Origin of the sequence: Mesorhizobium sp. LNHC229A00 (assembly GCF_000502415.1) — a bacterium.
Lineage (GTDB): Bacteria > Pseudomonadota > Alphaproteobacteria > Rhizobiales > Rhizobiaceae > Mesorhizobium.
Map to the genome: position 1 here is coordinate 1 of NZ_AYWQ01000197.1, position 409 is coordinate 409.

A 409-nucleotide genomic window follows, 5' to 3' on the forward strand; every position below is an offset into this window, starting at 1 on the left:
CTGCTGAAGGAGGGAAGGTCCGTGAAGTTTGTCGGTATCCTCGACACCAGCCTGGCTGGCGAGCGGAGCCGTCCCTGGGAGACAATCACCCGCACCTTGCGTCGGGTCCGGTCCAACCGCATGTCACCCTATAGAATGGCTTGCCGTGTTTTGGCGAAGCTCACGGTCAAGGTCGGCCAGGAAGCTCGTCTTGCCCACGCCATCGACCACTTTTCCCGGGGACAATTCAACGCAACCAGCTTTCGCATCAAGCTGGAATTGCAGGAAGTCTTGCGTGCGCAGGCCTTCTTCCGTTGGTTGGAGCAGCCGAGAACGGTGCTCCCGATCACCGGAACACTGTTCCGTTGCGCGCGACCGGGAATGCCTCTTGCCATCGGGTGGGATCGGGTGTTCGCGGACCTGCAGGTCA

Annotated in this window: 1 protein-coding gene; it reads left to right on the forward strand. The window is 60.9% G+C overall.

Going from position 1 to position 409, the window contains the following annotated elements; all coding sequences use genetic code 11:
* Positions 1 to 150 precede the first annotated feature (150 nt).
* Positions 151 to 409, forward strand: a 259-nt coding sequence (locus X742_RS1000000175195) for a hypothetical protein (protein WP_198019296.1), incomplete at its 3' end; no start/stop codon positions are given.